The 25540-nt window shown below is 37.4% G+C and carries 24 protein-coding genes; 13 read left to right on the top strand and 11 right to left on the bottom strand.

Features of this window, described 5'->3' with window-relative positions; all coding sequences use genetic code 11:
- Nucleotides 1-69: 69 nt before the first annotated feature.
- On the bottom strand, nt 70-1893 hold the full coding sequence (gene rpsA, locus BUL40_RS09025; RefSeq protein ID WP_010519742.1) for a 30S ribosomal protein S1: 1824 nt from the start codon (nt 1891-1893) through the stop codon (nt 70-72).
- A 255-nt stretch (nt 1894-2148) separates the two neighbouring features.
- On the opposite strand from rpsA, the gene BUL40_RS09020 reads away from it, so the two are divergent.
- Nucleotides 2149-2529, top strand: coding sequence for a LysM peptidoglycan-binding domain-containing protein (locus BUL40_RS09020; protein ID WP_010519743.1), 381 nt, complete (start codon nt 2149-2151; stop codon nt 2527-2529).
- A gap of 48 nt (nt 2530-2577) precedes the next feature.
- On the opposite strand, the gene cmk is transcribed toward BUL40_RS09020, so the two are convergent.
- Nucleotides 2578-3267, bottom strand: coding sequence for a (d)CMP kinase (gene cmk, locus BUL40_RS09015; RefSeq protein ID WP_080318989.1), 690 nt, complete (start codon nt 3265-3267; stop codon nt 2578-2580).
- Between the two features lie 21 nt (nt 3268-3288).
- Nucleotides 3289-5739 (bottom strand): endopeptidase La, encoded by a 2451-nt coding sequence (gene lon, locus BUL40_RS09010; RefSeq protein ID WP_080318988.1) that lies wholly within the window; start codon nt 5737-5739, stop codon nt 3289-3291.
- A gap of 220 nt (nt 5740-5959) precedes the next feature.
- Between lon and BUL40_RS09005 the strand changes: the two genes are divergently transcribed.
- The 4 genes from BUL40_RS09005 to BUL40_RS08990 are packed head-to-tail and all read left to right on the top strand — an operon-like array spanning nt 5960 to nt 8907.
- A complete protein-coding gene (locus BUL40_RS09005; RefSeq protein WP_029511589.1) occupies nt 5960-6517 on the top strand; it encodes an RNA polymerase sigma factor in 558 nt (185 codons plus the stop codon).
- A gap of 2 nt (nt 6518-6519) precedes the next feature.
- Nucleotides 6520-7080 carry a hypothetical protein gene (locus BUL40_RS09000; protein ID WP_080318987.1) on the top strand — a complete coding sequence of 187 codons (561 nt, stop codon included), beginning with the start codon at nt 6520-6522 and terminating at the stop codon, nt 7078-7080.
- Nucleotides 7058-8158: a DUF4097 family beta strand repeat-containing protein gene (locus BUL40_RS08995; RefSeq protein ID WP_080318986.1), complete on the top strand. Its 1101-nt coding sequence runs from the start codon at nt 7058-7060 to the stop codon at nt 8156-8158. Before BUL40_RS09000 ends, BUL40_RS08995 begins: the two co-directional genes overlap by 23 nt.
- A gap of 23 nt (nt 8159-8181) precedes the next feature.
- Nucleotides 8182-8907: a head GIN domain-containing protein gene (locus BUL40_RS08990; RefSeq protein ID WP_080318985.1), complete on the top strand. Its 726-nt coding sequence runs from the start codon at nt 8182-8184 to the stop codon at nt 8905-8907.
- A gap of 29 nt (nt 8908-8936) precedes the next feature.
- Here the strand turns inward: BUL40_RS08990 and BUL40_RS08985 are convergent, their stop codons facing one another.
- The 4 genes from BUL40_RS08985 to glgB all read right to left on the bottom strand — a co-directional run bounded on the left by BUL40_RS08985 (nt 8937) and on the right by glgB (nt 15579).
- Nucleotides 8937-10280 (bottom strand): MFS transporter, encoded by a 1344-nt coding sequence (locus BUL40_RS08985; RefSeq protein ID WP_080318984.1) that lies wholly within the window; start codon nt 10278-10280, stop codon nt 8937-8939.
- A 56-nt stretch (nt 10281-10336) separates the two neighbouring features.
- Nucleotides 10337-11146 (bottom strand): M48 family metallopeptidase, encoded by an 810-nt coding sequence (locus BUL40_RS08980; protein ID WP_010519751.1) that lies wholly within the window; start codon nt 11144-11146, stop codon nt 10337-10339.
- Between the two features lie 37 nt (nt 11147-11183).
- On the bottom strand, nt 11184-13583 hold the full coding sequence (locus tag BUL40_RS08975) for a glycoside hydrolase family 31 protein (protein WP_080318983.1): 2400 nt from the start codon (nt 13581-13583) through the stop codon (nt 11184-11186).
- Between the two features lie 100 nt (nt 13584-13683).
- On the bottom strand, nt 13684-15579 hold the full coding sequence (glgB, locus tag BUL40_RS08970; protein WP_080318982.1) for a 1,4-alpha-glucan branching protein GlgB: 1896 nt from the start codon (nt 15577-15579) through the stop codon (nt 13684-13686).
- Between the two features lie 151 nt (nt 15580-15730).
- On the opposite strand from glgB, the gene BUL40_RS08965 reads away from it, so the two are divergent.
- The 5 genes from BUL40_RS08965 (at nt 15731) to BUL40_RS08945 (ending at nt 19288) form a co-directional block, all read left to right on the top strand.
- Nucleotides 15731-16300, top strand: coding sequence for a collagen-like protein (locus tag BUL40_RS08965; RefSeq protein WP_080318981.1), 570 nt, complete (start codon nt 15731-15733; stop codon nt 16298-16300).
- Nucleotides 16301-16417: 117 nt separating this feature from the next.
- Nucleotides 16418-16906: a peptide-methionine (R)-S-oxide reductase MsrB gene (gene msrB / locus BUL40_RS08960; RefSeq protein ID WP_080319124.1), complete on the top strand. Its 489-nt coding sequence runs from the start codon at nt 16418-16420 to the stop codon at nt 16904-16906.
- A gap of 12 nt (nt 16907-16918) precedes the next feature.
- Nucleotides 16919-17320: a peptide-methionine (R)-S-oxide reductase MsrB gene (gene msrB, locus BUL40_RS08955; RefSeq protein ID WP_080318980.1), complete on the top strand. Its 402-nt coding sequence runs from the start codon at nt 16919-16921 to the stop codon at nt 17318-17320.
- Between the two features lie 224 nt (nt 17321-17544).
- Entirely contained in the window at nt 17545-18936 is a 1392-nt protein-coding gene (lpdA, locus tag BUL40_RS08950) for a dihydrolipoyl dehydrogenase (protein ID WP_010519757.1), read from the top strand.
- A gap of 70 nt (nt 18937-19006) precedes the next feature.
- Entirely contained in the window at nt 19007-19288 is a 282-nt protein-coding gene (locus BUL40_RS08945) for a DUF3817 domain-containing protein (RefSeq protein WP_080318979.1), read from the top strand.
- On the opposite strand, the gene aroQ is transcribed toward BUL40_RS08945, so the two are convergent.
- Both aroQ and BUL40_RS08935 read right to left on the bottom strand, forming a co-directional pair.
- Complete coding sequence (aroQ, locus tag BUL40_RS08940; RefSeq protein ID WP_080318978.1) at nt 19280-19696, bottom strand: type II 3-dehydroquinate dehydratase; 417 nt, start codon at nt 19694-19696, stop codon at nt 19280-19282. The genes BUL40_RS08945 and aroQ overlap by 9 nt on opposite strands.
- Nucleotides 19693-20574 carry a hypothetical protein gene (locus tag BUL40_RS08935; protein WP_080318977.1) on the bottom strand — a complete coding sequence of 294 codons (882 nt, stop codon included), beginning with the start codon at nt 20572-20574 and terminating at the stop codon, nt 19693-19695. The genes aroQ and BUL40_RS08935 overlap by 4 nt, the downstream gene beginning before the upstream one ends.
- 37 nt (nt 20575-20611) lie before the next feature.
- Here BUL40_RS08935 and BUL40_RS08930 point away from each other — a divergent pair, with 37 nt between their 5' ends.
- The gene (locus BUL40_RS08930; RefSeq protein WP_010519761.1) at nt 20612-20947 is read left to right on the top strand and encodes a TM2 domain-containing protein; all 336 of its coding nucleotides are present in this window, start codon (nt 20612-20614) and stop codon (nt 20945-20947) included.
- Between the two features lie 68 nt (nt 20948-21015).
- On the opposite strand, the gene BUL40_RS08925 is transcribed toward BUL40_RS08930, so the two are convergent.
- Nucleotides 21016-21537, bottom strand: coding sequence for a hypothetical protein (locus BUL40_RS08925; protein WP_010519762.1), 522 nt, complete (start codon nt 21535-21537; stop codon nt 21016-21018).
- A gap of 252 nt (nt 21538-21789) precedes the next feature.
- Here BUL40_RS08925 and xerD point away from each other — a divergent pair, with 252 nt between their 5' ends.
- Complete coding sequence (gene xerD, locus BUL40_RS08920) at nt 21790-22692, top strand: site-specific tyrosine recombinase XerD (RefSeq protein WP_080318976.1); 903 nt, start codon at nt 21790-21792, stop codon at nt 22690-22692.
- A 2-nt stretch (nt 22693-22694) separates the two neighbouring features.
- Here xerD and BUL40_RS08915 read toward each other — a convergent pair whose 3' ends face one another.
- Nucleotides 22695-23984, bottom strand: a complete 1290-nt coding sequence (locus BUL40_RS08915) for an NAD(P)/FAD-dependent oxidoreductase (RefSeq protein WP_010519764.1) — start codon at nt 23982-23984, stop codon at nt 22695-22697.
- Nucleotides 23985-24083: 99 nt separating this feature from the next.
- On the opposite strand from BUL40_RS08915, the gene BUL40_RS08910 reads away from it, so the two are divergent.
- Nucleotides 24084-25511 (top strand): amidohydrolase, encoded by a 1428-nt coding sequence (locus BUL40_RS08910; protein ID WP_080318975.1) that lies wholly within the window; start codon nt 24084-24086, stop codon nt 25509-25511.
- Nucleotides 25512-25540: the final 29 nt, after the last annotated feature.

Genomic DNA, 25540 nt, shown 5'->3' with positions numbered 1-25540 from the left:
TAACGAAACGGCAACAAAAAACCCCGAACTAAAGTCCGGGGTTTGCAAATATTTAAAGATTTTAAAAGCTTACTTCTTAGCGTCTGCTTCCATTTTATCTTTTAATGCTTGTAATGCAGAGTTTGCATCTCCTAATGTTGGCGCGTTTTCTTCTGCAGAAGCAGCTGCTTTACGCTTAGCCGCTTTTATATTTGTTTCCTCTTGCTCACGGAAAATAGCCGTGTGGCTAGCAACAACTCTCTTGAAGTCCTTGTTGAACTCAATTACCTTGAATTCTACCTCTTCTCCTTTTTTGATTTTGCTTCCATCTTCTTTTTCCATGTGTCTAGAAGGAACAAAGGCCGTAATATCGTCGTTTAATACGATAGTAGCTCCCTTGTCTACAATATCGGTAACTGTTGCTTTGTGCACAGAACCTTCTCCAAACTCAGCAGCATATTTGTCCCAAGGGTTTTCAGTAGTTTGCTTGTGACCAAGGCTTAATTTTCTACCGTCAACATCTAATTCTAGTACCTCTACTTCTAACTCGTCTCCTACGTTAACGAATTCTGATGGGTGCTTGATTTTCTTTGTCCAAGAAAGGTCAGAGATATAGATAAGACCATCAATACCTTCTTCCATTTCTACAAACACACCAAAGTTAGTAAAGTTACGTACAATACCTTTGTGTCTAGAACCTACCGGGTACTTAGAAGTAATATCTGTCCATGGATCTGGAGTCAATTGCTTAATACCTAAGCTCATTTTTCTCTCTTCTCTATCCAAAGTCAATACTACAGCTTCTACCTCGTCTCCAACTTTTACGAAATCCTGAGCGGAACGTAAGTGGGTAGACCAAGACATTTCTGATACGTGGATAAGACCTTCAACACCTTCTGCAACCTCGATAAATGCACCGTAATCTGCAATTACAACTACTTTACCTTTAACTTTTTCTCCTACTTGGATGTTGTCTCCTAGAGCATCCCATGGGTGCTTCTCTAATTGCTTAAGACCTAATTGGATTCTAGATTTGTTATCATCAAAATCAAGGATAACAACGTTTAATTTCTGATCCAACTCTACAACCTCGTTCGGGTGGTTAATACGGCTCCAAGAAAGGTCTGTAATGTGTACAAGACCATCTACACCTCCTAAATCGATGAATACACCGTAAGAAGTAATGTTCTTAACCACACCTTCTAATACTTGACCTTTTTCTAATTGGCCAATAATTTCTTTCTTCTGCTCTTCAATATCCGCTTCGATAAGTGCTTTGTGAGATACAACTACGTTTTTAAACTCATGGTTGATTTTTACCACCTTGAATTCCATAGTTTTACCAACATACTGATCGTAATCACGGATTGGCTTAACATCTATTTGAGAACCTGGCAAGAATGCTTCAATACCAAATACGTCTACGATCATACCACCTTTAGTACGACACTTAACGAATCCTTGTACGATTTCTTCTTTATCATGGGCCGCGTTAACACGATCCCAAGCCATGATAGTTCTAGCTTTTCTATGAGATAATACTAACTGTCCTGTTTTGTCCTCACGGATGTCTATCAATACTTCAACCTTATCCCCTACTTTTAGGTCTGGGTTGTATCTGAATTCGTTTAAAGAGATAACACCTTCAGATTTAGCATTGATGTCAATGATTGCCTCCCTGTCCGTCATGTGAACAACGGTACCTTCTACAACCTCTTCATCTGCAGTATCTACAAAGTTTTCTTCAACTAACTTTTCAAACTCATTAAGTTTGCTGTCGTCAACTTTTTCAATACCTTCTTCGTACTTGTCCCAATCAAAATTGTCCAAAAATTCTTTTGGGTCTTGTTTTGGAGACGTTTCTTGTGCTTTGGTTTCTTCTACAACCTCAGCTGCTTTTTGCTCTTCAGCCATGCGCTGATTAAAATTTGTATCCTACGGATTTACAGGAGTTAACGTTGACCGTAGAAGTTGTTTAAAATAAAATTGAATCCTTTTTTCTCCTGCCTATCGCCAAAAAGGTGTGCAAAAATACAATTAATTCCTTGTTTTACAAAGGCTTATTCTAGCATTACCCTTAATTTTGATTTATTAAAGGTAATTTAAGCTTTAATGTGACTTTTATCGTTAACTTGTTTCTTAATTGTAACCATTAAAAAATTACTTATTATGAGCGTAAAAGCAAAATACCAACCCGTTTTAGATTTAGGAGAAAAATTAGCAATTAAAGACGGTAATGTTACCGAAGAAGCTGGTGTTCTTAAGATAAAAGGCGAAGCTGCTACACAATATGAAAAAAACTTGATTTGGGATAAAATCAAAGAAATTGGCGGTGAAAGCCCTAGCGATTTAAAAGCGAATATTACTGTTAGCGATACTTCTGTTTACCACAGACACACGGTAAAAAGTGGCGAATCTTTAAGCTTAATTGCCAAGCACTACTATGGCGATCCAATGAAATACAAGCAAATTTTTGAAGCCAACACGGGTATTTTGAAAAATCCAGATGTAATTCATCCTGATCAAGAATTGGTAATACCTAATCTATAAATAGGAGTAAATTTAGATATAAAAAAGCACCTTTATAAGGTGCTTTTTTTATTGGTTAATTATACGCAAAGCAAATTGATGAATCCGCTCAAATTGTTCTTCCAATCCCATATCAGAATTATCAAAAGGAACGGCATCTACCGCCTGTCTCAACGGTGAGGTTTCCCGGGTAGAATCTATACGGTCTCTTTCCTGTACGTTTTTTAAAACTTCCTCATAGGTAACCTTATCACCCCTATCCAATAATTCTTTATACCGTCTAGAAGCTCTTTTCTCAGGAGAAGCCGTCATAAACAGCTTTAGTTCCGCTTCTGGAAAAACAACCGTTCCAATATCACGGCCATCCATTACTACACCTTTATCTTTGCCCATCCGTTGTTGCATGGCAACCAATTTTTCCCTCACCTCTGGCACCGTAGCAACCGGACTCACCTTATTAGAGACCCTTAAGGTCCTAATTTCCTTCTCCACGTTTTTTCCGTTTAAATGAATATCAGACTGTTGGGTTTCTTCATTAAACTTGAATTGCAATTGAATAGTTACCAACGACTTGATCAAAGCGGATTTATCTAAAACATCTTCTTTAAAAAAACCATTTTCCAAAGCAAACAACGTTACTGCCCTGTACATAGCACCGGTATCTACATAAATATACCCTAGGGCTTTTGCTAACTTTTTGGCTACCGTACTTTTACCAGTACTGGAAAAGCCGTCAATTGCTATGGTGATTTTTCTCATATTCTAAAAATACTTAAAGAATTACAGCTCCTTGGCGTTCTTTACCTTTTGTTTGGTAATGGCCAATTTAATCACCTCGCTCATATCTGTTACGTAATGAAAAGTAAGCCCCTTTAGGTATTCTGCTTTTATCTCCTGAATATCTCTACGGTTTTCTTCACATAGTATAATTTCTTTGATTCTGGCTCGCTTTGCTGCCAAAATCTTCTCCTTTATGCCACCAACGGGCAATACCTTACCTCTTAGGGTTATTTCACCCGTCATAGCTATACTTTTCTTAACCTTACGTTGGGTAAATAAAGAGACCAAAGAAGTTAACATGGTAATACCTGCGCTTGGCCCATCTTTTGGTGTAGCCCCTTCTGGCACATGAATATGTACGTTATACTTTTCAAATATAGACGGTTCAATACCAAATTCTGTTGCGTTACTTTTTATATACTCCATTGCAATGGTAGCAGACTCTTTCATAACCTTACCAAGGTTACCAGTAATGTTTAGCGCTCCTTTACCCTTAGAAAGAATGGATTCGATAAAAAGGATATCACCACCTACGCTGGTCCATGCCAGCCCAGTTACCACACCGGCAACGTCATTGTTTTCATACTTATCTCGCTCCAGTCTTGCAGGTCCTAGAACTTTTTCTACTATTTCATTGCTTACCTTAACCTCATAAGCTTCATCCGTAGCAATATTTTTAGCCGCATAACGCACCATTTTTGCTAATTGCTTTTCCAAGGTACGTACACCAGACTCCCTGGTGTATCCTTCAACTATTTTTTCTAATTGTGGCTTGCCTATTTTTAAATCCTTCTCGGTTAAACCATGCTCTTTAAGTTGCTTAGGCAATAAATGTTTCTTAGCTATTTCAACTTTTTCTTCAATGGTGTAACCGGTAACATTTATAATTTCCATCCTATCCCTTAATGCAGGTTGTATGGTACTTAAATTATTGGCAGTCGCAATAAACATTACTTTAGAAAGGTCATACCCCATTTCTAAAAAGTTATCATAAAACTCCCCATTTTGTTCTGGATCCAACACTTCTAACATAGCAGAAGATGGGTCTCCTTGATGGCTATTGCTCAATTTATCTATTTCGTCTAAAATAAAAACAGGATTAGAGGTGCCTGCCTTTTTTAAGCTTTGTATAATTCTACCGGGCATAGCACCAATATAGGTTTTACGGTGACCACGAATTTCTGCTTCATCTCGCAAACCACCTAGCGAAATTCGAACATACTCTCTGCCCAAAGCTTCTGCCACAGACTTACCCAAGGAGGTCTTACCCACCCCTGGAGGCCCATATAAACAAAGAATAGGCGATTTCATGTCGTTACGCAGTTTTAACACTGCCAAATACTCGATAATTCGCTTTTTAACATCTTCTAAACCATAATGATCACGGTCTAAAATTTTCTGTGCTCTTTTTAAATCGAACTTATCTTTTGAAAACTCATTCCATGGTAGGTCTAAAAACAAATCCAAGTAATTACGCTGTATGCTGTATTCTGCTACTTGTGGGTTCATACGCTGCATTTTAGCCAATTCTTTCTCAAAATGCTCTTTAACCTTCTTGCCCCATTTTTTGTCCTTGGCTTTTTTACGCATTTCATCCACCTCTTCCTCGTAAGAAATACCACCCAACTCTTCTTGAATAGTTTTCATTTGCTGGTGCAAGAAATATTCACGCTGTTGCTGGTCCATATCGCTTCTTACCTTGGACTGTATATCGTTTTTCAACTCCAATTTTTGAAGTTCCAAGTTCATATATTTTAAAGTAGCCAATGCACGTTCTTGCAAATTTGGTATTTCTAACAAATTCTGCTTTTCCTTAACCTCAAGATTAAGATTGGAAGAAACAAAATTGATAAGGAAAGAGTTGCTTTGAATATTCTTTATAGCAAAATTGGCTTCACTAGGAATATTTGGATTGTCCTTTATAATCTTGAACGCCAAATCTTTTATAGAATCTATAATAGCCAAAAACTCTTTATCGTCGTTTTCCGGTCTTTTTTCCACTGCCTCTCTAACAGTGGCCGTCATGTAAGGCTCCTCAGTAATAACTTCTGCCAGTTCAAAACGTTTTTTACCTTGTATAATAATGGTGGTATTACCATCTGGCATTTGTAAAACACGTAAAATACGTGCAACCGTACCCACCGTATTAATATCTTTTACCTTTGGATTTTCTATGCTTTCATCTTTCTGGCTTACTACTCCAATAACCTTAGACCCATTGTTGGCATCTTTTATTAATTGTATAGATTTATCCCTACCAGCTGTAATAGGAATTACAACTCCTGGGAACAATACCGTATTACGCAAGGGTAAAATTGGTAAAGTTTCCGGAAGGCTCTCGTTATTCATCTGCTCTTCGTCTTCTGGAGTCAACAACGGGATTAACTCTGCATCCTGATCTAACCCTTGAAGAGACATATTGTCAAAATCTGTAAATTTTATTCTTCCCATAGTATTATATCGGTCATTCTGTCACCCTAAAAAATTGTTCTTCTACACTTCACATATCCATAAAACGGACAAAACCCCTTGTAGAACAATAATTTAACGTGCTTAAGTAAAATTATGTACAGGCTTAAAAACAATTCTTGTGCCATGTATTTATAAAAAAATTAAAGAAAAGTGTAACAGAAGTAAAAATGGTTCATCTTTATACCAAACCAATCACCTTTTGAGCCAACAAAGTGAAAATACAGAATTGTTATTAAAACAATGTTTAGAAGGGAGCCAACGTGCACAGCTAGCTATTTACAATAAATATTATAAAGCTATGTACAACGCATCACTTAGAATTGTTAAGCATACTGCCCTGGCAGAAGATATTATGCAAGATTCATTTTTAAGTGCCTTTACCAAATTAAGCACCTTTAAAGGAGACGTCGCTTTTGGTGCTTGGTTAAAAAGAATTGTTATCAATAATAGTATTTATCACTACAGAAAAAATCAAAAAACCGGCACGGTAGACCTAGAAGATGTAATGTACAGGGTTGAAGATGACGAAGTAGTTGCAACAGATACTAGTGGGTATACAGAACTGAAGGCTCAAAAGGTGATGGAAACCATGAAAAATCTTAAAGATAATTATAGAGTGTCTTTGACCCTACATTTAATAGAAGGGTATGATTATGACGAAATCTGTGAGATTATGGATATAAGCTATGCTAATTGTAGAACAACAATTAGCCGGGCAAAAGAAAGCCTAAGAAAAAAATTAACAGTAAATGTGTAGTTATGGAAAAGGAGCCTATTGAAGAACTGTTTAAAAAATTACAAAACCAATTTGATTTTGAAGAACCCCATAAAGGGCATGAATCAAGATTTTTGGAAAAATTAAAACAACCCACAGCAGAGGTTCAGCAAAACAAGAAAAAATTTAATATTTGGATGCCGTTAAGCATTGCGGCCTCTTTAGCATTGGTATTTGTTTTGAGCAAACAAATTTTAATGCCTACACAAAGCATAAAGGAACAGGTAGTAGAAATTGCACCAGAAGCCTCTAATACAGAATTTTATTTTACCAGCTTGGTAGAAGAACAGATTAATCTATTAGAAGCGGAGCGTACACCTGTAACTGACCAACTGGTAGATGACACCTTAGAGCAGTTACAAAAGCTAGAGAAAGATTATCAAAAATTAGAAAAAGAATTGGTAAATGGCGGTAATAGCAAACTAATATTAAACGCCATGATCATCAATTTTGAAACAAGAATTACCCTGGTCAAAGAAGTATTGACCACAATTGAAGACATTAAAAATTTAAACGAAATAAATGATGCGAACATTACTATTTAAAACGTGTTTACTATTTCTACTGGCACTGCCTTTTGCTGTAAATGCCAATAGTATAAACGCCAGGTGGGGCGGTAAGTACACCAGGGAAAAAACCATAAAAAAAGAGTTTGCGGTAAATGCAGATGCCCTTTTTAAGGTAAAAAATAGCTATGGTAACTTAACTATTTCTTCTTGGAATCAGAACAAAGTGCTCATAGAAGTTCATGTAAAAACCAATGGTAATAATGAAGAACGAGTTAAAGAAAGGTTAGCTGAGATAGATGTAGATTTTGAAAATACCCCGAGCTTGGTTTCTGCCATAACCAGATTTGGAGAAAGAAATAGTGGATGGAACTGGAGCTGGGGCAACAAAAAAAGTGTAAACGTACAGGTAAATTATACCATTAAGCTACCTACCAAGAATAGTGTTAATCTAAGCAACGATTATGGTAATATCTATTTAGATAGAATAGATGGCCATGCAAAAATAAGCTGTGATTACGGTAAAATGGAAATTGGTGAACTTAGGGGCAGAAACAACGAACTAAGATTCGATTACACCAGCAAATCTAGTTTTGAATATATTAACAGCGCGGAAATTATTGCAGATTACTCTGGCTTTACCATAGAAAAAGCAGGTAATTTAATAGTGCGGGCAGACTACACTAACGCAACCATACAGAACATGGGCAATCTAGACTATTCAAGTGATTATGGATCCATTACCGCAGAAAATGTAAAAAATGTAAAAGGCAATGGAGACTATATTAGTGTTAAGCTAGGAAATGTGTCTGGTAACGTAGACCTTGTTGCCGATTACGGCTCTATAAAAATTGCAAATTTAACCGCGGATGCGGGCAATGTATCCATTAGAACAGATTATACTGGTGTAAAGTTAGGCTATGATGCAGACTATCATTTCAATTTTGAAATAACCACAGAATATGCCGGTGTAAGTGGAAAAGAAGATTTAGAAATAAATATTAGTCAAGAAAAATCCAGCGATAAATATTACAAGGGGTATTATGGCAGTAGTTCCGCAAAAAACAATGTAATTATTAATAGTGAATACGGAGGCGTAAGTCTATCAAAAAATTAAATCTAAATATAAAACGAACAATCATGAAAAATCTTTTTACCCTTAGCTTAATCCTAGTTTTTACTTTTTCATCCTATGCACAATGGGGAAAACGTATAAAAGGAAACGGAAATTTAGTAACCATTGAACGCAACACAGGAGACTATGATGGTATTAGTGTTGCCGGATGGTTTGATGTTGAATTGGTAAAGGGTAAAGAAGGAAACATAACCCTAAAAGGAGAGGAAAACCTTTTAGAATATATCATCACAGAAGTTGAGAACGATAGATTGGTGGTAAAAGTTGAAAAAGGAGTAAACCTTAAATCATCTAACTGGAGAAACGGAATATCCGTTACCATACCAGTAGAAGAGATTAGTGATTTAGGAATGTCTGGCTCTGGAGACTTAACTAGCTCTGTTGTTTTGGATAGCGATAATCTTGATATTAGAATGTCCGGTTCTGGAGATTGTGCCCTAGAGGTACAAACCAAAAATCTAGAAGTTAGGCTATCTGGATCGGGCGACTTAAAATTTGCTGGAAACACCACTAATTTTGATGTAACGGTTTCAGGTTCTGGAGATATTTCTGCTTATGAGCTAGAGGCAGATAATGTAGAAGCTACCGTTTCTGGTTCAGCAGACATAAAAGTAACTGCAAATAGCGCTATAGAAGCTAGAGTGTCTGGTAGTGGGGATATTACCTATAAAGGCAATCCTTCCAGAGTAAGAACAAAAAGTTCTGGTTCTGGGGATGTTTCTAAATATTAAAAAAAGGATAACAATCAAAAAACGAAGCCCTAATCTTTGGATTGGGGCTTTTTTTCTACCCTGGTCAACAAAAAAGCTCCTACCAAAAAGAATACACCTAAAAAGATAATAGCATTGCGCATGCTACCAGTAATCTGTGCAACTAAACCGTATAATAACGTACCAATTACAATTCCTATCTTCTCCGCAACATCGTAAAAACTAAAAAACGAAGTAGTATCCGTAGTGTCTGGCAAAAATTTTGAATAGGTAGATCTAGATAGTGCTTGTATACCCCCCATGACCAAACCTACAAGACCGGCTGCAATATAAAAATCCATAGGTGTAATCAAGAAAAAGGCGTACACACATAGGCCCAACCAAAATATATTAATTGTTACCAAGGTTTTTATATTGCCAAACTGCTTGGAACACCAAGCAGTAACGGAAGCCCCCAAAACCGCAACAATTTGAATTACTAAAATACTAATAATCAAACCTGTGGTTCGTTCACTATCCGTACCCCATTGTATTTCCTCCTCACCAAAATAGGTTGCAATAAGCATTACGGTTTGCACCGCCATACTATAAACAAAAAAGGCTCCTAAGTACCTTTTAAGGCTAGGCATTTCTGTTAATTGGCCCCAAACACCTTTTAATTCTAAAAATCCATTTAAGATTACATTTTTTCGCGCACCTTCTTTTTTAAAACCATTAGGTAGGTGTTTAAAGGTATATTGACTAAACAATGCCCACCAAAAACCAACAGTTACAAAAGAATACTTCATAGCCTTAACCTCAGCAACATCACCACCAGTTGCAGAACTATCCGTTATACCAAATACTTCTGGCTTCATAACCATAGCAAGATTAACCAACAACAGAATAACACTACCAATATAACCCAAGGAAAAGCCTTTTGCACTTATACGATCTTGCTGCTCTGGAAAAGCTATATCTGGCAAATACGAATTATTTATGGCAAAACTTACCCAAAAGCCTACCAAACCAAAAAAATAACAGACTAAACCAAAGTAAATGTTCTCTAAAGAAAACCAATACAGGCCGGCACAGGAAAGTGCACCTAAATAGCAAAAGAATTTTAAGAACATCTTTTTGTTACCCAAATAGTCCGCTATACCAGAAACTAATGGCGTAACAATAGCAATAAAAACAAAAGCGGCAGAGGTAACATAGCTAATCAAGGGTGCTCTTGCTATTTCAAAACCAAAAACAGCTACCTTGTCAATATTCGCAACTCTAAAAAGTGCGCCATAAAAAATTGGGAAAATAGCAGATGATATTACCAAACTATAAACAGAATTGGCCCAATCATAAAAGGCCCAAGCATTTAGTAATTTTTTTTCTCCTTTTAATGCTAAAACTTCGGTCATGTTATAAAAAATAAAAGCTGCTTTTTAAGCAGCTTTCAATATAAAGAATTGTTTTCTTACTTAAAGGATGTAACCCCAAATTTAGCCGCCTCTTGTTTAGCAGCAGGTGCCCATTGGGTTAAATTGGAAATACGGGTATCGTTGGAAGGGTGCGTACTCATGAATTCTGGCGGGGCTTGCCCTCCACTCTTAGCCTTCATACGTTTCCAAAGTTCTGCTGCCTCATCAGGATTGTATCCTGCAATAGCCATTATTTGCAATCCTATACGGTCTGCTTCTGTTTCATGGCTCCTACTAAATGGCAACATAACACCTAATTGAGAACCAATGCCATATGCCTGATTGAACATATTTCGCTTTTGGGGGTCTTGGATGGCAACATTACCAGCTACTGCGCCAATTTGTTGCAATGTACCTGCGCTCATACGTTGGGCCCCATGATCAGCCAAGGCGTGTGCCACTTCGTGCCCCATAACCACTGCAACCCCTGTTTCTCCTTGACAAATAGGTAAAATACCGGTGTAAAAAACTATTTTACCCCCTGGCATGCACCAAGCGTTTACCGTTTCATCATTAACTAAGTTATACTCCCATTTATAATCTTTAAGATAACCGGGGTAGCCATTGGCATTTAACCAACGTTCAGCGGCGGTGGCAATACGTTGCCCTACCGTAGTAATCATTTTTGCTTCTGCAGTACCGGTAATTACTTTGTTTTCTTCTAAAAACTGATCGTACTGGGCAAAAGCCATGGGGAAAATTTGTTGATTTCCATAAAAGTTCAACATTTTCTTACCCGTAAATGGATTGGTCTTACAGGCAATTACGCCTATAAAAACCAATAGGGTTAGACCTATCTTCTTCATAATGGTATATTTGTGTTTAATGGTAATTTACAATTTTTTATTCGCCAATCAAGTGTATTGCCGTCATATCCTTACTAACTTCTATTGCATTATTGCCGTTAAACTTCAAGGACTCAAAACTTACCACTTCATTGTCTACTTCAATTTCTTTTATTTTAAAGGGTAAACCATGAAACTGAATTTTAAAATTCTCATAGGTGGTTGTAAAAGAGCCATCTTTAAATTGCTGTATGATAAGCTCATTGGGCTTTCCTAATAATCTAAAGTTTCTTAAACTATACCTACCTTTTTTATAATCAAAACCTTCTAATTGGTCTTCGTAAATAACAGAATCTTCTTTTCCTTCTTTAAAATAAACGTCAATTTTTAGTTCTGTTAGCTTTTTCTCGCCCACATACTGTTGTACCGGATATTTAGGTATCATTGCGCCTTCTTTGATAAAAAGTGGAATGCGGTCTAACGGTGCTGAAACCCATTTTTCCACGCCGCCCTCTACCAACTCATCTGTCCAATAATTATACCACTTCCCTTTTGGCACGTACATTCTTCTACCTTGCGAATTTGGTTCTTGCACTGGACAAACCAGTATTTGTTCGCCAAATAAAAACTCGTCCGTTCTAAAATGCGTTTGTGTATCCGCTTGATCATAATACACCAAAGATTGTAACATTGGCACACCATTTTCTATATACTTGTAGAAGGCGGTATATAAATAAGGTAATAGCTCATAGCGCAATTCTATAAACTTACGTACAATGTTGGTAACTTCCTCACCAAAAGACCAAGGCTCTTGATCTCCATGATCTCCGCTACTGTGTACCCTACAAAAAGGATGAAATACCCCTAACTGAATCCACCTGGCAAACAATTCGCCATTAGGTTGTTCTGCAAAACCACCAATATCTGAACCTACAAAGGAATAACCACTCATACACATGCGTTGCATCTGTACGTTTGCGATCCATAAATGTTCCCAAGTAGCCACATTATCTCCGGTCCACGTAGCACAGTACCGTTGTGTTCCAGAATACGCTGCCCTTGTTAATACAAAAGGACGCTTTGGGAAAGTGTATTTTTTGACACCATTATACGTTGCCCTAACCATTTGCATGCCATACACATTGTGTGCTTTTCTATGACTACACGGATGCCCATCATAATCATGGCGAACATCTAAATTGGCCGTTTTAGTGGGCACCTCCATAATGGCAGGTTCGTTCATATCGTTCCATACACCATGTACCCCCATATCGGCAATCATTTCTTTATAAAGTGTTGCCCACCACTCCCTTACTTTTGGATTGGTAAAATCTGGAAACTTACATTCTCCAGGCCATACCTTGCCTTTAAAATGTGGTCCGTCTGCTCGCTTACAGAAAAAATCGTTTTCCATGGCTTGCTGGTAGATGTCGTACTCACGGTCTATTTTTAAGCCCGGGTCTATCATGGTTATGGTTTTAAAACCATCTTTCTCTAATTCATCTATCATTCGTTTAGGGTCTGGAAACTTTTGATTATCCCAAGTAAAACACCTAAAACCATCCATATAATCAATGTCTAGATAGATAGCATCACAAGGTATTTTTAAATCCCTAAATGTTTTTGATACCTCTTTGACCTTGCTTTCTGGGTAATAACTCCATTTTGATTGATGAAAACCCAAAGCCCACATGGGTGGCAATTCTGGCACCCCAGTTAAGTCCGTGTAAGCTTCTACAACTTGCGAAATTTTAGGACCGTAAAAGAAATAATAGTTCATTTCTCCACCGTCTGCCCAAAAACTGGTTAAGTTTCTACGCTCATGCGCAAAATCAAAATATGTACCAAAGGAATTATCAAAGAAAATTCCGTAGGCCTTTTCGTTATGTAAACCTATGTAAAAGGGTATGGACTTATATAACGGCTCTTGGTCTTTGCCATAGGCATAAGAATCCGTAACCCAGTTAGAAATTCTTTTTCCTTTTAAATTGGTATGGGAGGCTTTGTCGCCGCCTCCATAAAAGCTTTCTCCAGACTGGGTAACCTTGGTCATTTTAACCACATTGCCACCGTAATCAAAATTCTCTTCCCAATGGAAGCCGTTATCGTCTTGGTTTATAATATTACCTTCTAAATCTGAGATGGTAATTTTAAGGTTCTTCTTGGCTACACGTATAACAACCTTGGATGTTGCTATAGTAAAAGAGGTATCTTTTTCTTCTACTTCTAATTCATTATAACCCGTATTAACCTCTGAACTTATTGCGTAGGAGAAATCTGGTTCAAAAGCAAATTCCGTTGCATATCTAAAACGCACCATACTATCCCTAAGAATGGTAATTTCCAATAACACACCATTCTGGGTGGTAAAATAAACCTTTTCATTATCGTGCTTAAAATCGATTATATTGTTGGGAAACTGATTGCCCCTTTTTTCAACTTCTGTATTGGTAATCATAGGCTAATGATTTTATATACTAACAAAAAAAGTGTTTTCCCATGACACCGGAAAGCAACTTTATAACTCATTTACAACTAAAACGTTATAGTTAACACGATTACTGCTTATAGACCAAGATTCCTAACGGTGGTAGGTTTAATTCTACGCTATTAGGCCTACCGTGCCAACCTTGTACACTGGGTTTTGCGGTTTTCTTTCCTATTCCACTACCTCCATATGCTTTATCATCGCTATTAAACAGCAATTTTAGTGTTGTATTGTTTGGCACGCCCAATTTATACTTTTCTCTAGGTACCGGAGTAAAGTTGCCTATAATTATTACTTGTTCTTCTTTTGTATTTCCTTTTCGTATATAGGAAAGTACCGAGTTTTCCGCATCATTCCATTCTATCCATTCAAAACCATCTGGACTAAACTGCTTTTGATATAATGCGGGTTCTTTTTTATATAATTTATTTAGATCTTGAATTAGTTTTTGGATGCCACTATGAAAATCATATTGGGTTAAATGCCAATCTAAACTTTGTTGAAAATTCCATTCGGCAGTTTGGCCAAACTCCCCACCCATAAAAATTAAATTAGCACCAGGATGGGTAAACATGTACCCAAAGAGCAACCTTAAATTGGCAAAACGTTGCCATTCATCTCCGGGCATTCTATATATCAAAGATTGTTTACCGTAGACCACCTCATCATGAGAAAAAGGCAGCATAAAATTTTCGGTAAACGCATAGGTCATGCTAAAGGTTAAATCGTTTTGGTGATGCCTTCTGTATATAGGTTCTTTTTTAAAGTACTCTAAGGTATCGTGCATCCACCCCATCATCCACTTCATACCAAATCCCAAGCCTCCTAAATGTACCGGTTTAGATACGCCTGTAAACGCGGTAGATTCTTCTGCTATGGTTTGTATTCCTTCAAAACTGGCGTAGACCTCAGCATTCATCTCCCTAATAAAAGACATGGCCTCCAAATGTTCATTATTACCATACATATTTGGTTCCCATTCCCCTTCTTCCCTGGAATAATCTAAATAAAGCATGGAGGCAACGGCATCTACCCTTAAGCCATCAATATGGTATTGATCTAGCCAAAAAACGGCATTGCTTATTAAAAATGCCCTAACCTCGTTACGGCCGTAATTAAAAATTAAACTTTTCCAATCTGGGTGATAGCCTTTGCGCCGATCTGGGTGCTCGTATAGGTGTGATCCATCAAAATAACCCAGTCCATGGGCATCTTCAGGAAAATGAGAGGGAACCCAATCCAATATTACCCCAATACCTGCCGCATGCAAGGCATCTACCAATTCCTTAAACTCTTCTGGTGCCCCAAAACGGGAAGTAGGTGCATAATAACCTGTTAATTGATAGCCCCAAGAAGGGTCATAAGGGTATTCCATGATAGGCATAAACTCTACATGGGTAAACCCCATTTTTTTAACATAGGCCACCAAATCCGTAGCAAGTTGCTTGTAAGATAAAAATGAGTTGTCCGCATTTCGTTTCCAAGATCCCAGATGCACCTCGTAAACGGAATATGGTTTGTCTAATGCATTGTAGTTGGCCCTGGTATGCATCCAATCTTGGTCTTTCCAAGAATAATCTGCCTGCCATACCACAGATGCTGTTTTTGGAGGATGTTCGCAATAACGGGCAAAAGGATCGGCCTTTTCCGTTACGGCACCATTATGGGCTTCTATTTTATATTTATAAATTTCTCCTTTTTTAATGTGGGGTATAAATCCTTCCCAAATACCACTACTGTCCCAACGCACCATTAATTGGTGTGTACCAGCATCCCAATTATTGAAGTTCCCCACTACGGAAACTGCTTTAGCAGATGGCGCCCAAACTGCAAAATAAACGCCCCCAACGCCCTCTAAAGTAGTTATATGGGAGCCTAATTTGTTGTAAAGTCTAAAATGCTTTCCCGCTTTAAAAAGATTAATATCAAATTCCGTAAAAAAACTATGCGGTAAAACATTTGCCATAAAGATGAGATTAAAGATTTACAATATTATACAACTTTACACAAGATAGTAAAACTTAGACTGCAAAGCTTAGGTAAAATTTTTGGAACGATATTTGTTTTTCCAAATAAACAAGCAAACAACACATTACAAATCATTAAATCAATACACAATGACAAAATTGAAATCACTTTTAGGAATTTTTACAATAGCATTACTGGCATTTGGTTGTCAAGGACCCGAAGGACCTCCTGGCAGGGATGGTTTTGACGGATTGGATGGTTTAGATGGTGCTGATGGCATAAATATATTAGGACAAGTAGTAGAAATACAAGGGTCTTTTACCCCAGAAAACAACTACTCTTTATTGTACACATTTGCAGATGATGGTATCGAGGTTTTTGAATCTGACGTTGTTCTGGTCTATCTACTTTGGGAAGAAATTGAAGACCCAAATGGAAATATTCCGGTTTGGAGACCAATGCCACAAACCAGGATTCTTGACCAAGGCTTACTGCTGTACAACTACGACCATACTTTTTTAGATGTAAGTCTATTTTTGGAGTCAGATTTTGACCTGGGCACGTTACAAGCCGGAGACACCCAAAATCAGGTATTTAGAATAGCAGTTGTGCCTGCTGAGTTTGCCAACAGCGAAGATTTTAACCCGGCGGACTTTAACAGTGTAATGAACGCGCTTAATCAAAACGTGAACACTATTGAGAAGGTTAGTGTAAATTAAGGCTTTAACAAACATATAATTTAAAACCACACTTGTTATTTTTACGTAAATAAAGTGTGGTTTTCCTTTTTATTGAAAGGACAAGCCTGTTAATACGACATATTGAAAAAGAAAAAGATGGGAAAAAAATTAGCTGTAATCGTATTTGGAATTCTTACTGCATGCAACGGCATCTCGCAAAAAAAAGATTCTGAAGAAAAAAAAGATGTAAAAAAGTATAAAGTTTCCAAAACAGATGCGGAATGGCGCAAGGAGCTCACAGACATGGAATATTATGTTCTTAGAAGAGCAGGTACGGAAAATGCGTTTACCAGTGAATTGCTAGAGAACAAAGAAAAAGGAACTTACGTCTGTGCCGCTTGCCAAACACCTTTGTTCAAAAGCGAACACAAATACAAGTCGGGTACAGGATGGCCTAGTTTTTATCAAGAAATAGAGGGCAATGTAGGTTTTGATACCGATTATAAAATTGGCTACGCCCGTACAGAAGAACATTGTGCAACTTGCGGCGGTCATTTAGGGCATGTTTTCAAGGACGGCCCAGAACCTACCGGAGAAAGACATTGCATTAATGGTGCCGCACTAGATTTTGTTCCATCTTCTTAAAAAAGTTTTAGCATGAAAAAGTACCCTATAGATAAATCAGAGGCAGATTGGCAGAAAGAATTAGACCCAGACGCTTATTACGTATTGCGTCAAAAAGGTACAGAACGTCCGTTTACCGGCACTTATAACTTACACTTTGAAGATGGCGATTACCACTGCAAGGCATGTGGGGCAAAACTTTTTGAAAGTAACAATAAGTTCGAAAGTGGTTGTGGATGGCCCTCTTTTGATCAAGCGGTAGAAGGTGCCATAGAATACATTAGAGACACATCTCACGGAATGATTAGAACCGAAACATTGTGTGCAAATTGCGGTGGACATTTAGGGCATGTTTTTAACGATGGCCCCAGAGAAACAACTGGGCAACGTTATTGTATAAATAGTTTAAGTCTAGATTTTAAGAAAGATGAATAATTGATAATTCTTGGTAGAAGTTATAAAAGCTCGCTTAAGGCGAGCTTTTTTTGTACGAGTATGAACTAAAACGCTATTGTCACTGCAATAAATGTTTACAAAGAGTAATAAGAAAAGATAAGTTTATTAATTACCATTAACCTTGACCCAACAATGCCCAATATCTTGTCTTAGTTCATTATCTTTGCAATCGATTTTTAAAGACAACTTAAATAAGTAAATCAATGAGCAAATTCGATGTTATAGTTTTAGGAAGCGGACCTGGAGGTTACGTAACTGCAATCCGTGCTTCTCAACTTGGTTTAAAAACCGCCATTGTAGAAAAAGAAAGCCTAGGAGGTGTTTGTTTAAACTGGGGGTGTATACCTACAAAAGCATTGATAAAATCTGCTCAGGTTTTTGAATATTTAAAGCATGCAGAAGATTATGGTCTAAGTGCCAAAAAAGTAGAACATGATTTTGATAAGGTTATAGACCGTAGTAGAAACGTTGCCGAAGGAATGAGCAAGGGAGTTCAATTCTTAATGAAGAAGAACAAAATTGAAGTTTTGAACGGTTACGGCATGGTACAGCCAGGCAAAAAGGTTATTGTAAAAGGAGAAAATGGCGATGCGGCAACCTATAGTGCAGACCATATTATTATTGCAACGGGTGCAAGAAGTAGAGAATTGCCAAGCTTACCACAAGATGGCAAAAAAGTTATTGGCTATAGAGAAGCCATGACCTTAAAAAAACAACCTAAGAAAATGATTGTTGTGGGTAGTGGCGCCATAGGAATGGAGTTTGCCTACGTTTACAATTCTTTGGGTACAGAAGTAACCGTTGTGGAGTACATGCCAAATGTTGTTCCCGTAGAGGACGAAGAGGTATCCAAACAATTAGAACGTAGCTTCAAAAAATCAGGAATTAAAATAAAAACCAACGCTGAAGTTACTAAGGTTGATACAAGTGGTGATGGCGTAAAAGCTACCGTAAAAACGGCAAAAGGAGAAGAAGTTCTAGAGGCAGATATTGTACTTTCTGCTGTTGGTATCAAAACCAATATTGAAAATATAGGATTAGAAGACGTAGGCATTGCTACAGATAGAGATAAAATATTGGTTAATGATTATTACCAGACCAATATCCCGGGTTATTATGCCATTGGTGATGTTACCCCAGGACCTGCATTGGCTCACGTAGCTTCTGCAGAAGGTATTTTATGTGTAGAGAAAATTGCCGGGATGCATGTAGAAGCATTGGATTACGGCAATATACCAGGTTGTACCTATTGCATGCCAGAAATTGCATCTGTTGGTCTTACGGAAAAGCAAGCCAAAGAAAAAGGTTACGAAATAAAAGTGGGTAAATTTCCATTCTCTGCAAGCGGAAAAGCAAAAGCTGGTGGTAACGCCGAAGGTTTTGTAAAAGTAATTTTTGATGCAAAGTATGGAGAATGGTTGGGTTGCCATATGATTGGTGCTGGTGTAACCGATATGATTGCCGAAGCCGTTGTAGCTAGAAAACTAGAAACTACCGGCCATGAAGTATTAAAAGCGGTACACCCACACCCTACTATGAGCGAAGCGGTTATGGAAGCTGTTGCTGCTGCTTATGACGAAGTAATTCACTTATAAAAACATATAAGTAATAGAAAAACAAAACCGCCAAGTACATTTCTACTTGGCGGTTTTTAATATAAAAACTATGATTAAAGCCTTTAGACTAACTGCTATTTTAGAAGGAATATCCTATTTGTTGTTGTTTGCATTTACCATGCCTTTAAAATACTGGGCCAATATTGGAGCACCCAACAAACATGTAGGTATGGCACATGGCGTTCTTTTTATTCTCTTTGTGGTTTTAGCAGGGTTGGTTTGTTACCAATACAAATGGAGCATAAAAAGGTTTATTATATTCTTTATTGCCTCCTTATTACCATTTGGCACTTTTTATGTAGACCAGAAATACCTTAAAGACCTACAGTAAAAAGCTTGTAATAGCTAAATCGTAACTATTGAGCCCAAACCCTAAGATAACGCCTTTGGCCACCGGAGATATGTAGGATTGGTGCCTAAACTCTTCTCTAGAAAATGTATTGGAAATGTGAACCTCTACCACAGGGGTGGTTATGGCTTTAATAGCATCTCCAATACCCACGGAAGTATGAGTGTATGCGGCAGCATTCAAAATTATACCGTCATAATCAAAACCAACTTCTTGTATTTTATCTATTAGTTCGCCCTCAATGTTGCTTTGGTAATATTCTAATTGGGTATTTTTAAATTTAAACTGAAGTTCAGAAAAATAATCCTCGAACGTTTTGCTACCGTAAACCTCTGGCTCTCTTTTGCCCAAGAGATTTAAATTGGGACCATTAATTATAATTAGTTTCATTCTTTTATTTTATGAAAGCTTAAACTGGTTTGCTCACCTTCTTTTAGATTGCTCATTAATTCTATAACCCTATTATCTATTTCCACTTCTAATTTGGCCGTATTGGGCGCAATTGTTCCCTCATTTTGAGCAACAATCTTAAGAGTAGTAATCGGTTTTTCCAAATTCACGGATAAAGTATAACTTTTATTAGTTACTTCTTTATTTTTCAGCAGTACGGCATCATCAAGATAAATAGAAATTTGGTCGCCATCTTCTTTTCCTACGTCTACAACCCTGAGCACTATATGCTTACTTTTGGTAAAGATTGAGGTTTTCTCATTGGCCTTGAGCATGTTTAAACGCCTTTCATCTATTGTTTTTGTTAAGCTAGCTTTTGCTTTAACACTGTCTGGAACCGATTTTAATTTCTGGATTTTTTTATCGGTCTTAACCGCCTTTTTGTAAATTTTGTCAATGGACTTCACATTCAATTCCCCGTCTATACAAGCAAAACCATCTTCATACCTACCTACAAATTGTCCTTGGATTATATCTTCCTTTTCTAAGCTACTTACTTTACCAGAAAAATGTACAAAACAAAAGTCATATGTTTCTACATCAGATTTGGTGTATTCTATTCCAAATTCTTGAAATTTTAAAGTATTGTTTTCTGGATAATAATTTCCGGATACATAGGATTTGGTTTCGTGTGGCCCTCCAATATTGGTTACTGAAAAACCGCTTACCTTCTTACCCTTTAACGTTAGATTCAATCTATACGAAACAAGGGTAGTATCCCTAATCGTCAGAAAACCAAGAAATTCGAAATTTTCTTGAGAATAAATTGAAAAATTTAAAAAAAAGATAAAAATAAATGGGAATATTTTATGTTTCATTTAGTACTTTTAAAGCTCAACTAATCTTTTATCAATTATGAATTTAAAATTTTTAATGGCCATTTTCTTAATGGTGTTCACATTAACAACAGTTAGTGCTTCTTTTCCTGTTAAGCGCCACGTGGTAAACAGCGAAAGTAACGAAATTATTGAAGTTTCCACAGCGGAACTAGAAACACCTGTTGCCGCAGCAATGGCTTATGATAAATGGGTTGCCGTAGCATTCTGGTTTTTCTTAGGTCTTTTTGCAGCGCATAGATGGTATGCAGGAAAACCTGCAGGATGGAACATTCTTTTTATCTTAACACTTGGAGGTTTAGGTATTTGGGCTATTATAGACCTTATCAATATCCTAACTGATAATTTTGTATAAGAACTAAAAGATTTAAATAAAAAGGCTCCCAATGGGAGCCTTTTTTAATTCAAATGGGTAAATAGTATTTAAAATAGAAAAACCAAACTTAAGTTTACAGAAGACCAATCTACCGCCTCATCAGAAATACCCGTGTAGGAGAACTCCAATGCAGAAGTATCAGACATGCCTATACTTATTGTAGGCCTATAATAAAAACCACCTTCCGTTATTTCATCCAATCCAAAAGCATAACCAACATCGGCACCAAAATTAAAACCTTTAGAGGCATACAATCTTACAAGACCCGCAACGGGTAAATACTGAATATTTGGAAAATCTGCTTCTACTTCAATAAAATCATCAGAAATGGTCTCTGTTTTGCCAAAGTAATTTATGAAACCCGTAGCAAAGCCTAAATCCAAAATCTTATCCACACCATAATGTTGCTGTAGGTCCAATCCTAGACCAAAATTAGAAATATCGCCTGCATCGCCTAATGGCATAGAAACCTGCAAACCAGCCTTAAAAAATGAACGGTCTACTTTTTGCGCGTGTGCAGCAATAATTGTGGTTAAAAGAATGAATAATAATACTAGTCGTTTTTTCATGGTTGATTAATTTTACCACAAAATGCTTGCTTTACAAACTATTACCTAATAAAAGTTGCCAGTTTTTCATTTTTTGTGGTATATAATAAAATACTTTAGGTTTAAATTTTAGAGCTATAGCAGTACAACCTTTGTTTTACAACAATTATAGAGTACTTGAACTTATCCTTATAACCAGCATTATTTGAGCTTTAAAAAAGATGGTTTGTATAGTGCCCTTTAGCTGAATAATTTAGCATGTATCTTTGAAACATGAATTGGAACCAAGCATTGGCAGCATACAAAACCTATTTAAAATTAGAAAGAGGACTGGCAGATAACTCCATCACCAATTATGTAATGGACGTGGAAAAATTAGTTCGTTTTCTGGAAGAAAAAAAACTAACCGAATTACCTTTAACCGTAGATACGGACATGCTTAAACAGTTTATCTATGAAATTGCCAAGGTGGTTAACGAGCGTTCACAGGCACGTATCATTTCGGGTTTAAAAAGCTTTTTTAACTATTTGGTTTTTGAAGACCTTAGAGAAGACAACCCTACAGATTTAATAGAGGCACCTAAAATTGGTAGGAAATTACCAGATACCTTATCCGAAAATGAAATTAATGACCTAATTGCCGCAATTGATTTATCCCACCCACAAGGTGAACGTAATAGAGCTATACTTGAGACACTTTATGGCTGTGGCTTACGGGTATCTGAGCTGATTAATCTAAAACTATCCGATTTATATTTTGATGAAGATTTTATACAAGTTACGGGAAAAGGCAATAAACAACGATTGGTACCCATTGCAGACATCAACAAAAAATACATTCTAATTTATATGGAGCAAATACGGGTACATCAAACTATTGCTCCAGAGGCAACGGACATATTATTTTTAAACCGAAGGGGCAAGCAATTAACTAGGGCCATGGTTTTTACCATTGTTAAGCAATTAGCAGAAAAGATTAGATTAAAGAAAACTATTAGCCCGCATACTTTTAGGCATTCTTTTGCTACCCATCTTTTAGAAAATGGAGCAGATTTACGTGCCATTCAACAAATGCTTGGCCATGAAAGCATTACTACAACAGAAGTTTACATGCATGTAGATAGGACCCATTTAGCCAAAGTGTTAGAAAAATTTCACCCTAGGAGTACAGACTAAAACTATTCTTTTGTTTTAAAGTGGTTTTTAAATGGACGTATAATCAAACGCGCCTCCCTATCAAATTTTATATAATTGTACACCCAATTAATAAATACCACTACCCTATTTCTAAAGCCAATTAAGAAGTAAAGGTGTACAAACATCCAAACAAACCAAGCAAATACACCTTGAAACTTAAATTTAGGCAAATCTGCAACGGCCTTGTTCCTACCAATTGTTGCCATACTACCTTTATCTCTATAACTAAAAGGTTTTAATGAATTGCCTTTAGACTCCGCTACTAAATTGTTTCCTAAATTTTCGCCTTGCTGCATGGCTGGTTGCGCCATCATTGGATGACCGTGCGGAAACGCCTCCGATTCCATTTGGGCCACATCGCCAATGGCATAAATGTTGTCAAAACCTTTAACTTGGTGAAATTCATTTACCAACAAACGCTTAGAACGGCTAACAAAAGCTTCGCCATCCAATCCTTTTAAAGAAACTGCTTTAACCCCTGCGGCCCAAACCAAAGTTTCAGTCCTAAATGAGATATCCGTATTGGTGGTGGCCAATTTGCCATCATAACCACTTACCCGCAATTTTTTCCAAACGTTTACGCCCAATTCTTCCAAAAAGGCTTCCGCTTTTTCAGAGGCCTTTTCACTCATTGCGGGCAACAAACGATCCCCACCTTGTACAATGTTAATTTGGGCTCTTCTGGTATCCAAATCTGGATAATCTTTTGGTAATATTCCTTTTTTAATTTCTGCTAAAGCTCCTGCAAGCTCTACTCCCGTAGGGCCACCTCCTACTATAACAAAATTCATTAACGCTTCACGCTCGTGCAAATCGTCAGTTAATAAAGCTTGCTCAAAATTTTCTAGTATAAGACTTCTTAAATTTAAGGATTGTGGTATGGTTTTCATGGCCATACTATTCGCTTCCAACTCAGTATTACCAAAGTAGTTAGTTTCTGTACCCGTGGCCACCACAAGCTTATCAAACTTGAGCGAACCTATGTTGGTATCTACAAGATTTACGTCCGTATTCACTTTTAATACCTCGGCCAACCTAAAGTAAAAATTAGGATAACCCTGCAAAACCTTTCGTATAGGGTAGGCTATAGAATCTGGCTCTAAACCGCCCGTAGAAACTTGGTATAATAGGGGTTGAAACGTATGGTAATTGTGGCGATCTAATAACACTACCTGAAATTCTTGCTTACTAAGTTTCTTGGCAAGGGCAATACCTGCAAAACCACCACCAATAATAACTACGCGGGGGTTGCTAGACTGTGGAATATTCATTGAACTCATTGCCTCAAAGGTAAACAATAAGCCTGTTAACCTACTAAAGAATAGTAGATTTTAGCCTATATTTAAAGCTATAACCAAAGAAATATCTTTATGAAAAACTACCACGTATTACTTATTGCATTTTTATGGATTCCCATGTCTATAATTGCACAAAAAGCAAAAAAAGGTGCTCTAAATAATCTAGATGCCAAAAGTTCTGAATATGCCAAAATTGCCCTACAAATTTGGGATTGGGCAGAAATGGGTTATCAAGAAGAAAAAAGCGCGGCTTTATTACAAGAAACTTTAAAAAACGAAGGTTTTGAAATTACGGCTGGCATAGCTGAAATACCCACTGCTTTTATGGCAGAATATGGAACTGAAGGGCCTGTTATTGCAATTCTAGGTGAATATGATGCCCTCCCAGGATTATCACAGCAAGCGGTTTCGGAAAAAATACCGGCAGGTGGCAAAGCAGGTCATGCCTGTGGTCATCATTTATTTGGTACAGCTTCTACAGCAGCTGCTATTGCTGTTAAAAATTGGTTGCAAGAAACCAAAACAAAAGGTAGGGTAAGGTTTTATGGTTGCCCAGCAGAAGAAGGTGGTAGCGGAAAAGTTTATATGGTACGCTCTGGAATTTTTGATGATGTAGATGTAGCCTTACACTGGCATCCTGGAGCTCAAAATGCAGCTAGTGCTGGCGCCGCATTGGCAAATAAATCGGCAAAATTTAGGTTTTATGGGGTTTCTGCCCACGCTGCTGGCGCTCCAGAAAGAGGTCGTTCTGCATTAGACGGTGTAGAAGCAATGAATATGATGGTAAATATGATGCGAGAACACATTCCGCAAGATGCCAGGATACATTACGTAATAACAGATGGTGGCAAAGCACCCAATGTAGTTCCAGATTTTGCAGAGGTTTATTACTATGCCAGACACGGTAACAGAGATGTGGTAATAGCTATTTTTGACCGTATGGTAAAAGCAGCTGAAGGCGCCGCAATGGGCACCGGTACCACTATGGATTATGAAATGATAGGTGGTACCCATGAGTTATTACCCAACCTTACCCTACAAAAACTAGTTCATGACAACCTGTCTACTATTGGTGGTATAACATATACAGAAGAAGAAAGGGCGTTTGCAGAAAAAATAAGTAAAACGCTTGGTAAGGAACAACTTGCCGAGCAAACCGCAGCAATAATACAACCGTATAAAGAAGAGGCGCGCGCCTTTGGTTCTACAGATGTAGGTGATGTAAGTTTTGTTGTGCCTACCGTAGGTTTTAGTACCGCTACTTGGGTTCCTGGTACACCTGCACATAGTTGGCAAGCCGTTGCCGCGGGCGGCACGTCTATTGGCACAAAAAGTATGATGGTAGCCGCAAAAACCCTTACCGCTACAGCAATAGACCTTTTTAGCGATACCGATATCATAGAAAAATCAAAAAAAGAATTTATAGAAAAAAGAGGTAACAACTTTGTATACAAACCATTACTAGGAGATAGAGCGCCCGCTCTTAATTATAGGGATTAATAGTTGTAACAATTTTACTTTTTAGACTA

The sequence above is a fragment of the Croceivirga radicis genome (genome assembly GCF_002072105.2).
Lineage (GTDB): Bacteria > Bacteroidota > Bacteroidia > Flavobacteriales > Flavobacteriaceae > Croceivirga > Croceivirga radicis.
Note: the sequence above shows the minus strand (reverse complement) of the source record. Positions and strands in the feature narration are given on the sequence as shown.

Coding starts and splice junctions, on each gene's coding strand:
- rpsA (WP_010519742.1), bottom strand. CDS start 1,893: ATGGCTGAAGAGCAAAAAGCAGCTGAGGTTGTAGAAGAAACCAAAGCA.
- BUL40_RS09020 (WP_010519743.1), top strand. CDS start 2,149: ATGAGCGTAAAAGCAAAATACCAACCCGTTTTAGATTTAGGAGAAAAA.
- cmk (WP_080318989.1), bottom strand. CDS start 3,267: ATGAGAAAAATCACCATAGCAATTGACGGCTTTTCCAGTACTGGTAAA.
- lon (WP_080318988.1), bottom strand. CDS start 5,739: ATGGGAAGAATAAAATTTACAGATTTTGACAATATGTCTCTTCAAGGG.
- BUL40_RS09000 (WP_080318987.1), top strand. CDS start 6,520: ATGGAAAAGGAGCCTATTGAAGAACTGTTTAAAAAATTACAAAACCAA.
- BUL40_RS08995 (WP_080318986.1), top strand. CDS start 7,058: ATGATGCGAACATTACTATTTAAAACGTGTTTACTATTTCTACTGGCA.
- BUL40_RS08990 (WP_080318985.1), top strand. CDS start 8,182: ATGAAAAATCTTTTTACCCTTAGCTTAATCCTAGTTTTTACTTTTTCA.
- BUL40_RS08985 (WP_080318984.1), bottom strand. CDS start 10,280: ATGACCGAAGTTTTAGCATTAAAAGGAGAAAAAAAATTACTAAATGCT.
- BUL40_RS08980 (WP_010519751.1), bottom strand. CDS start 11,146: ATGAAGAAGATAGGTCTAACCCTATTGGTTTTTATAGGCGTAATTGCC.
- BUL40_RS08975 (WP_080318983.1), bottom strand. CDS start 13,583: ATGATTACCAATACAGAAGTTGAAAAAAGGGGCAATCAGTTTCCCAAC.
- glgB (WP_080318982.1), bottom strand. CDS start 15,579: ATGGCAAATGTTTTACCGCATAGTTTTTTTACGGAATTTGATATTAAT.
- BUL40_RS08965 (WP_080318981.1), top strand. CDS start 15,731: ATGACAAAATTGAAATCACTTTTAGGAATTTTTACAATAGCATTACTG.
- msrB (WP_080319124.1), top strand. CDS start 16,418: ATGGGAAAAAAATTAGCTGTAATCGTATTTGGAATTCTTACTGCATGC.
- msrB (WP_080318980.1), top strand. CDS start 16,919: ATGAAAAAGTACCCTATAGATAAATCAGAGGCAGATTGGCAGAAAGAA.
- lpdA (WP_010519757.1), top strand. CDS start 17,545: ATGAGCAAATTCGATGTTATAGTTTTAGGAAGCGGACCTGGAGGTTAC.
- BUL40_RS08945 (WP_080318979.1), top strand. CDS start 19,007: ATGATTAAAGCCTTTAGACTAACTGCTATTTTAGAAGGAATATCCTAT.
- aroQ (WP_080318978.1), bottom strand. CDS start 19,696: ATGAAACTAATTATAATTAATGGTCCCAATTTAAATCTCTTGGGCAAA.
- BUL40_RS08935 (WP_080318977.1), bottom strand. CDS start 20,574: ATGAAACATAAAATATTCCCATTTATTTTTATCTTTTTTTTAAATTTT.
- BUL40_RS08930 (WP_010519761.1), top strand. CDS start 20,612: ATGAATTTAAAATTTTTAATGGCCATTTTCTTAATGGTGTTCACATTA.
- BUL40_RS08925 (WP_010519762.1), bottom strand. CDS start 21,537: ATGAAAAAACGACTAGTATTATTATTCATTCTTTTAACCACAATTATT.
- xerD (WP_080318976.1), top strand. CDS start 21,790: ATGAATTGGAACCAAGCATTGGCAGCATACAAAACCTATTTAAAATTA.
- BUL40_RS08915 (WP_010519764.1), bottom strand. CDS start 23,984: ATGAATATTCCACAGTCTAGCAACCCCCGCGTAGTTATTATTGGTGGT.
- BUL40_RS08910 (WP_080318975.1), top strand. CDS start 24,084: ATGAAAAACTACCACGTATTACTTATTGCATTTTTATGGATTCCCATG.